General features: G+C 51.2%; 6 protein-coding genes and 1 tRNA gene. 5 read left to right on the forward strand and 2 right to left on the reverse strand.

Features of this window, described 5'->3' with window-relative positions:
- The first annotated feature begins 332 nt into the window (after positions 1–332).
- The 3 genes from V6D20_15660 (at position 333) to V6D20_15670 (ending at position 2,784) form a co-directional block, all read left to right on the forward strand.
- Positions 333–404 (forward strand) — tRNA-Lys (locus V6D20_15660).
- Between the two features lie 82 nt (positions 405–486).
- A complete protein-coding gene (locus tag V6D20_15665) occupies positions 487–1,296 on the forward strand; it encodes an MBL fold metallo-hydrolase (GenBank protein HEY9817218.1) in 810 nt (269 codons plus the stop codon).
- A gap of 288 nt (positions 1,297–1,584) precedes the next feature.
- Positions 1,585–2,784 (forward strand): DUF4336 domain-containing protein, encoded by a 1,200-nt coding sequence (locus V6D20_15670; GenBank protein HEY9817219.1) that lies wholly within the window; start codon positions 1,585–1,587, stop codon positions 2,782–2,784.
- Between the two features lie 256 nt (positions 2,785–3,040).
- Here V6D20_15670 and V6D20_15675 read toward each other — a convergent pair whose 3' ends face one another.
- Positions 3,041–3,781 carry an aspartyl/asparaginyl beta-hydroxylase domain-containing protein gene (locus tag V6D20_15675; protein HEY9817220.1) on the reverse strand — a complete coding sequence of 247 codons (741 nt, stop codon included), beginning with the start codon at positions 3,779–3,781 and terminating at the stop codon, positions 3,041–3,043.
- Positions 3,782–4,023: 242 nt separating this feature from the next.
- On the reverse strand, positions 4,024–4,671 hold the full coding sequence (locus V6D20_15680; GenBank protein HEY9817221.1) for a hypothetical protein: 648 nt from the start codon (positions 4,669–4,671) through the stop codon (positions 4,024–4,026).
- 1,391 nt (positions 4,672–6,062) lie between these two features.
- Here V6D20_15680 and V6D20_15685 point away from each other — a divergent pair.
- Both V6D20_15685 and V6D20_15690 read left to right on the forward strand, forming a co-directional pair.
- Positions 6,063–7,889, forward strand: a complete 1,827-nt coding sequence (locus V6D20_15685; GenBank protein ID HEY9817222.1) for a ShlB/FhaC/HecB family hemolysin secretion/activation protein — start codon at positions 6,063–6,065, stop codon at positions 7,887–7,889.
- Positions 7,890–7,919: 30 nt separating this feature from the next.
- Positions 7,920–8,941, forward strand: a 1,022-nt coding sequence (locus V6D20_15690) for a filamentous hemagglutinin N-terminal domain-containing protein (protein HEY9817223.1), incomplete at its 3' end; no start/stop codon positions are given.

The following is an 8,941-nucleotide window of genomic DNA, read 5'->3' on the forward strand; positions in this document are numbered from 1 at the left end:
GCAGCGATCGCTAACGTGCCTTGTTTTAAGGTCGATAATCCCATAACCTTTTCATCACCCTATAGCGTCAAGTTGTTATAACATCTGCTGTCATAACGTAGAACCTTGCCCAGACGTCGTAGCTTAAACTACCTTTTTCCTGGCATCACTCCTAGCTGATGGGGATGGGGCGAGGAATCCGCCATGACTAGAGATAGAGACTAGAGATGGGGGCAAGCAATCTTAGGGAAATGGCCTGAACTTGATCGTTCGCCTGTCGGTGAAGAAATGCGAAATTTCCTGCGAGCGGGCTGCTTACACAAGAGAGATGTCTGCTACAATAGAAAACCTCTGGGTGACTGGCGCAACGGCAGCGCATCGGACTCTTAATCCGCTGGTTCTGGGTTCGAATCCCAGGTCACCCATTCTGTTATGAGTTGCTTACATAAGGGTAGCCCAGGTTCCTAGAATAGCGACTGTTGGGTGCGGTATACTCTGCCTGCACCTATGAAAGCGATCGCCATGATGCCTACCCCTGCTCCCATGAATGACACCTGGTTCACCACCAAGCAGGTGACCGATGGGCTGTATTTGATCACAGAGCATCACTATTATTGGTGGAATCGAGCCAATCTCTGGCTGATTAAGGGACGGGATCAGGATCTCTTGGTTGATACCGGTTTAGGCGTGGCTAGTCTGCGCCATTATTTAGCTGGCCTGTTGGATAAACCTCTGTTGGCGATCGCCTCCCACATTCACTTCGACCATGCCGGTGGGATCTATGAATTTGAGCACCGGGCCATCCACAGTGCAGAAGCCGAGGCGCTGCGATCGGGCGACGACCACGAAGCGCTTTGCACACCTGAACTAGGCTGGGTCTTGCCCGAACACTTTGAGCAACCACCCTATCCGGGCTTCACGGTGCAGGACTATACCCTGCGATCGGCGGAACCGACCCAGATTTTGCACGAGGGAGACGTGTTGGACTTGGGCGATCGCGCCCTTGAAGTCATGCACCTTCCTGGTCATTCCCATGGCTGTATTGCCCTCTATGATTCCCAGGCGCAGGAACTCTTCTCCGGGGATGTGATCTACGACGGCGAACTCTTGGATGAACTGCACTGTAGCCATATTCCTAGCTACATCGCCACCTACGAACGGCTGCAGAAGCTGCCCGTCGAGACGGTTTATCCCGGCCACTATGCCATTGTGGGGCGATCGCGCTACCAGGAAATTCTGGGTGATTATTTAGAGGCTCGCCGTCAACCCGGTTGCCCATCGGAGGTCGGGCCACCCCAGGGTCACCATTCTGCTTGATCAAAACCGACCTTCATCAACCCGTACGTTGGATGACCTGATAGCGAAAAGCCTCATGCAACGGTGCGTTACGGCTTCGCCTAACAGCACCCTACAGCGGACACGACCTTCGGGCTGAGCTGTCCGCTTGTCTCCTGTACGTTGCCCCATTCAGGGTGACGAAGCGTACACCAGTCAAGCTCACGTTCAATCTAAGAATTGCTGGACTCGACCCGCAGGGATAGCCCAGTCGGAGCGGGTATGAGAGACTAGACGTTATGCCCACTTACGGTTTAGGCCTGGTTACGAATGCAGGAGCATGACGGTCACGTTTTCCCCACTAACGCCAGCGATTGGACTTGGCCCTTTTGGCCCATTGTGCCGATCTACCCCTATGGGCAGCGACGTACTCTGCGCCAAGAGGTGGTGCCAGACTGGATTTGGACGTTTGACCAATGCCAAGGCATTCTTTACGTGATTGTGCCAATTCGCATGACCGTGGTGCGGTTAGAAGCTGGGGGCTTGTTAGTGTATGCGCCCATTGCCCCCACTCGGGAATGTATGCGACTGCTGCGAGACCTAGAAGCCCGGTATGGCCAGGTGCAGCATATTATCTTACCAACCGTGTCGGGTATTGAGCATAAGGTTTTTGTGGGCCCCTTTGCCCGCCAGTGTCCTGAAGCGCAGGTTTGGATCGCTCCCGACCAATGGAGTTTTCCGGTCAACTTGCCCCTAAGCTGGCTCGGACTGCCGCGTCAACGCACCCGTGCATTACCCATGTCGGGAAATACGCCCTTTGCCCAAGAGTTTGACTACGCCATACTTGGGCCCATCAATCTTGGTCTAGGCCCCTTCGAAGAAGTTGCCCTATTCCATCGGCGATCGCGCACCCTCTTAGTCACCGATTGCGTTGTATCGGTTCCAGAGCATCCTCCAGCCATTATCCAGCAAGATCCTTATCCCTTATTATTTCATGCCAAAGACCACAGCGGCGAGATCGTGGAAGACCAGATGCAATCGCGCCTGAAGGGCTGGAAACGCATTGTTCTCTTTGCCTTTTACTTTCGCCCTAGTGCTCTAGAGGTAGTCGGCACGCTACAGTCTATTCAGGATGCCTTTAAGGCCAGCGATCGCTCCCGTAGAGCCTACTTTGGCTGGTATCCCTTCCGCTGGCAAGACACCTGGGAAACCTCCTTTGAAGCCCTGCGGGCCAATGGACAACTTTTCGTTGCACCCATTTTACAAACCCTGATCCTTAACCGCGCTCCCGTAGAAACCCTGAATTGGGTTGAGCGGGTTGCCCGATGGGACTTTCAGCACATCATTCCCTGCCACCTCGATGCCCCCGTCAAAGCAACACCTGAACAATTCCGCCAAGCCTTTGCCTTTTTGAACCCCTATGGTGACCTCGGCAGGCTTCCCATGGATGACCTAGACTTTTTGCAGCAAATTGAACGCAGCCTCAGTCAACGGGGTATTACTCCGCCTGCCCGTCTGAATCGACCTTAACGCATTGTTTCGCAAAGCTTTGATGTCTTAATATATCCTACCCATTAATCGTTAAGTCCAGACTTCAACAAGCTCAGATGGTAATGATCTGGCTGGGTGTCACCTGATTTTTAAGAGCGATCGCCGGATGTCTGAGTCAACCGATCCAACCAAGAAGAGGCGCAAGACGATAGGTCAGGCAACTCTTGCAGGTATGGAACAATGACTGTCTTCAGCCCCATCAGAGTAATGGACAAGCGATCGCTCCTCGGGAAACCTACCCTTTGGAGTTGACGTCCAAGGCGTCAAACTCCTTTTCCCAGCGCTGATAGTTGGTCTTCGCCTCCTTGGCTAAGGGCGAAAAAGAGAGAATTTGAGACACCGTCCAATTCAGCCACGATAGCGGAAAGCGGAAGGGACGCTCGATGTCTAAAAACAGCACCGCCCGGTAGCCATCCGTATCGTTCCACACGGCATGGGGATAGGTGTCGTCAAAAATGAGACTCTTGCCCTCTTCCCAGTGGCGCGTCTGCCCGCCTACCTGAATGCGGCATTGCTCCTTCGGTTCTGGAACCATCAAGCCGAGGTGGTAGCGAATTAACCCCTTGTGCTTACCGCAATGCTCCGGAATCTGCTTGCCCGGACTCAAAATGGAGAAAAATGCTACCTTCAGTCCCGGAATATCCTTAAGCAGCTTCCAGGTTTCGGGGCAGCGATCGCAGTTTTTAGTTGCCTTAAACCCAAAAGCATAAAAATAGTAGGTTTTCCAACCATCATCAGCACTAATGCGCTTTTGGCGCGGCATGATGTCTTGAAAATTGGGCAGAGCATTCACATGCTGGAATACTTGCTCAAACTCTTGGCGAATCACCGACCAGTTGGCTTCTAGATCATTCGCCCAAGAAAACTGATCGTTCCTGAAAAAAATTGACTCCCCTACAAGGGAATAGTCCGGCACCATTTGCTCAATCTTTTGCACAATGGGGCTTTTGACAATTATACGAACCCAATCTGTCACGGTATACTCCTCATAAGATCCTCGCCAGAGGATCTATTGTGCCATGCTCCATCCTGGCTGTGAGAGAAACCTGTGACAGTCTTTGATGTGACAGCCTTTGAAATGATCTAAGCTGCCCTAGATGTTCCTTGCGCTCTGATGTATTCCATGATGTCCCTTTTTGAGCACTCTTGGAAAAAGGGGGCAAACTCTGATGCTCTCGTCATATCACATCCAGTTGAATGTTTTTGACTGTAACATCCTCATCCTGCCTTCGATCCCCCGCTTTGTCCCCTTGCCAAGGGATCTGCAGACATCTGGGTACTGCCCTCCGTCAGCACCAATTGCTGGAGGAGGGATTGCATCTCTTCAATGGATACGCCATATCGGGAAGCGATCGCCACCGGAGCCTCTGTCCCCAGTTGTCCTACAATTTGTTTACCCACATCGTTGAGCTGCACAAAGGTAACATTCACTGGGTTCCGTAAAATCCAGTGACCGTCATTCGTTTGAATCCAATGCATAGACTCTTTAAGGCGCGGCCCTGTTGTGGGACGGAGGGGGGCTACAGTCTCTGCATCCTCAGCCGAAGACGGCTCTTCCGCAGAATCAGCGACGCTGAGAATGCCTAGGTCAACCAGCTTATGCAGCAGATCAGCAATGAAGCTATCAGGCAGGTCTGAAAACTCCTGCCGACACACCTGCTGCACGCGCCGGATCGTGAACCGTCCCACAAAGTACCGCAAGGCATATCCTTCCATCGCCGTCATGGCATGACGTACCGCCACCTGCTTGCCCCGCAGCCAAACGTGCTGCCCATTTGGGTCTTGCAGCAGCACCCAGTGTAGGCTTAGATCTGGGCAGAGCCAGGTATCATTCAGTTCAGCGCGGACAGGCGGGGTAGATGTCATGACGGGAAACCTAGGAAAATGCCTCTACAAGGAATTACGCAGAACTGTCCAGTTTTTACGCAGCCCTGCATAAGCTTTACGACATCCTTAACAATTGTTAGGAAACTAGGAGGGGGTGATCGCTCCTTGAACTACGAGAATCAGTGGGGAGCGATCGCCCTTTGTAGTTGGGAGCAAGGAGGGCGATCGCTCCATACAATTGTAGAAGGGATAATCATTTGCAGATATCTAGCAAATAGAAGCTAGGAACTGATATAGTTCCTTGGATTACGATTGTCTATTTGGTGGCGATAAGGTGACACTCGAATTTCCAAGTGTAAATGATTTCCAGTTGAATATCCTGTAGTTCACACTCTGCCAGTCATGATGCCACCATTGATGGATTGATTGTAAGATACGTTAATACTAGACAAGTGTGCGTAGTAACTTCTTGTGCCATCTCCATGATCAACAATGACCAAATTACCGTACCCTTGATTATTCCAGCCTGCAAAAACTACTCTACCGTTTCTAACAGCATTTACTGGTGTGCCTCCTAGTGCAGCAATATCAACTCTGTAGTGGAACTTCGCTCGCCCTGTTTTAGGATCTCTACGCCAGTTATACCCACTATGAATTGAATAACCTGGTAATATATGTTGACATAGGTAGATTGCAGTGATGGTATGCAAATTTAGTAGTAGATAACGTCAAGATTTCCGCCGAAATCCTAACTCTATGGAAAAACTCAAGGGCGATCGCTGGCGATAAGATGACTCGTGTCTGTCCAGTTGGCGGAGCTAAGTAACTGGGCTTCAACAGGCATCAGCTCAGCCATAGTTTTATTGTCATTCGATTATACTCAAGCAACAGAGGACTTGGGTCTGTGAAGTAAGCAGCGTCTAAAATCTAGGTCGCGAAGATTGTGCTGACACATCAGGTAATGTCCTTTGAATTAATATCCTATGTACCTGAAATGTTCTTCAAGCAGTATGACGGAAAATTATGCAGCGATCGCTTTCTTCATACAAAATTAGTATTGTCCTGACATCGCTTTATCAAAACAATACACCTGCATATTTTTTGCTGAATTTTGCAGAGCTATACAATATACAACGTTCGATTCATGGTGTAGTTCTACACCATAACTATGGTAAGCCTCGTTGAACGGAACGATAGAATCAGGGATTTGAGCAAGTTTTCAGCTACATGTAACAATGATTAACAAGCATCGAGTTACTTTACTGATTCTTCATACTTGTTTTCGAGGATGTCTCCGTATAAACTCGCATGACTCTATCGAGTAAAACGCGGTAAGGTCTACGACCGTGCCAGTATTTTCCATGGTGCAATCGCTTGTCGAAAGGCGATCGCACGTTATGAGCAGGGTGTTTCTTATATTGAGCTTAGTTATGCTATGTCAAGTATGTCGAGGATCCGGTCGGCGCTGGTTTGTTGGATTCTTTATCAGCGGAACTGTTCTGTGGGGTTTGATACCTGCCAGTGTCCTTGCTGCTGAAACGCCGGATCAATTGGATCAAGATAGATCAGATCAATGGTCTATATTACAGGAGCGATCGCTGGTGATTGGGGCTGATCGATTAGTCGCTCAAGGTTCAACCCCTGATCTACCGCCACCTCAAGATTTGGTGCCGGAGCAGCCATCGTTTACCCCTATTCCTGATCTCTCACCGGAGCTGCCAAGTTCCGTGGATCTGAATATTCCGGAGGTAGATGTTATCGAGCCAGACGCTGTACCGTCAGACACATTTGTGGTACAGTCATTTCAGTTTTTGGGCAATACACAATTTACCGATGCAGAATTAGCTGCTCTTCTAGAAAACTACACTGGGCAAGTCCTCAGTTATCTTGACCTGATCGAGGTTACCCAAGCGATTACTCGATTCTATGTTGAGCAGGGCTATATTACCTCCAGTGCTGTGATTCGCTCCGATCGGTTGGCTGACGGGATAGCCGTTGTACAAGTTGTGGAGGGACAGGTTGATGAGATTGTAGTGACTGGAACTGAGCGGCTGCGATCCAGCTATGTGCGATCGCGTTTGGCACCAGGAACAACGGCACCCCTGAATCAGGAACGACTTTTAGATGCACTGCAACGACTGCAAAATAATCCCTTAATTGACTCTTTTGATGCCAGGCTGGTGCCCAGCGTGACGCCAGGATCTAGCACCTTAACGATTGATGTCAACGAGGCAGATTCATTCAGCTTAGACGTTGTGAGCGCTAACGATCGCTCTCCCAGTGTCGGTAGTTTCCGGCGGGGCGCGGTGTTGACAGAGGCTAATCTACTGGGCGGGGGCGATCGCCTCTCGGTGGGTTATAGCAATACAGACGGTAGCGACGTGATAGATTTATCCTATGGGGTGCCCATCAATGCTCAGGGGGGTGAACTTTCCTTCCGATTTGGGACGACATCGAATCGCATTATTGAACCGCCGTTTAATGAGTTAGATATTGAGTCTGCATCTCAGTCCTATGATCTAAGTCTACGGCAGCCGCTGTGGCAGTCAGCGCGTCAGGAATTTGCAGTGGGTCTGGCGCTGTCTCACTATCGCAGTCGCAGCTTATTAGACGATAGCGGTATTGCTCTATCGCCAGGTAGTGATAGTACTGGACGCCTTCGCATATCTGCCCTGCGGTTTTCCCAAGAATGGACGTCCCGCAGCCCTCGCAGTGTGTTGGCATTGCGATCGCAAGTTAACCTGGGTGTTGATCTCTTCGATGCTAGCCGCAATGATACGGAACCAGACAGTCAGTTTTTCAGTTGGCAGGGGCAGGCGCAGTGGGTACAGCTCTTAGCGCCGGATACATTACTCTATTTGCGTGGAGAGATGCAGCTTGCGGATCAGCCCCTTGTACCTGTAGAACAGTTTAGCCTGGGTGGATTTAACACGGTGCGAGGCTATCGTCAGGATGCAGTGATTGCAGATAATGGTGCTTTGGCGGCGGCAGAATTACGGCTGCCGGTGCTGCGGGTGCCGGAATGGCAGGCGGTGCTGCAGCTTTGTCCCTTTATCGAGGCTGGATGGGTGTGGAATCAGGGCGATCGCTCCCTAGAACAGTCATCGTTAGCCTCCATTGGGCTGGGTTTGCAGTGGCAGCAGCCCAATTTTACCCTACGCGTCGATTGGGCAACCCCTTTAACCACGGTGCAGTCATCAGAACGAACCTGGCAGGAAAATGGGGTGTTATTTTCCATTACGGCACAACCGTTTTAAGTTGCGATGATACTGTTGAGGAGTAAGATTATGGCCAGTCGATCATGGGTAATATATACAACTAGTCTGCTGGCGATCGCGGGGCTAGGCTCTCCAGCGATCGCTCAGATTGTGCCGGATGAGTCCCTCGGGGCAGAGCGCAGCCGTTTGAATCAGCGGGTGAATGTGAATGGTCGGCGCATCGATCAAATTGACGGTGGTGCCCAGCGGGGTCGTCATCTATTTCATAGTTTTCAAGAGTTTAACGTGGGCGATCGCCAGCGCGTTTATTTCACCAATCCCGCCGGCATCCATACTATTGTGGGACGGGTCACCGGTGCCAATGCTTCCACCATTCTGGGAACCCTCGGTGTTTTGGGGGATGCCAATTTATTTTTGATGAATCCCAATGGTCTAATCTTTGGCCCCAATGCTCAGTTAGACTTGCGCGGTTCGTTTGTGGGCACCACCGCCGATCGCTTAGTCTTTGGCCCTGATCTATCCTTTAGCGCCAGTCAGCCGCAAGCCCCGCCCCTGCTCACCCTAGAAGTTCCTATCGGTCTGCAGTTTGGGGCAGATCCAGCCGCGATTCTTAACCTAGGTATCCTAGAAGGAACCCAGGATCTCGTGCTAGCAGGCGGAGGAGTGGTGAGCACAGGACAGTTGATCGCTCCCCAGGGAACTGTGGCGATCGCCACCCCTTCTAGCCGCTCTCAGACCTTGTCTCATTTGGATCAGCCTCTCACCTTAATGCCAGTAGACTCAAGGCTTTCCCCTCGGTCTCAGGCTTCTCCGTATCTGATCACTACCTCGGGCTTGATACCGCTGACGGATCTACCGACGGTGGCGGCGGGGGACGTGGAGATCCAGGGGGTCAATGCCCAAGCAGCGATTCTATCTGCAGGCCAAGATCTGCGGCTGTTGAGTAGTCAACTGGTCACGCAACAGGATCTGACCCTTCTCGGTCAACATCAGGTATGGATTACAGATCAGCTTGATGCTCCCGTGACGGCGATCGCTGGGGGGGCGTTATTGATCCAAGGGCGCGATCGCATCCAAATTCAGGCCCTGTC

Source organism: Candidatus Obscuribacterales bacterium (genome assembly GCA_036703605.1).
GTDB lineage: Bacteria > Cyanobacteriota > Cyanobacteriia > RECH01 > RECH01 > RECH01.

Excerpts from the sequence above, each read along its gene's own strand:
- V6D20_15670 (HEY9817219.1), top strand. The coding sequence starts at position 1,585 with ATGCAGGAGCATGACGGTCACGTTTTCCCCACTAACGCCAGCGATTGG.
- V6D20_15685 (HEY9817222.1), top strand. The coding sequence starts at position 6,063 with ATGCTATGTCAAGTATGTCGAGGATCCGGTCGGCGCTGGTTTGTTGGA.
- V6D20_15680 (HEY9817221.1), bottom strand. The coding sequence starts at position 4,671 with ATGACATCTACCCCGCCTGTCCGCGCTGAACTGAATGATACCTGGCTC.
- V6D20_15665 (HEY9817218.1), top strand. The coding sequence starts at position 487 with ATGAAAGCGATCGCCATGATGCCTACCCCTGCTCCCATGAATGACACC.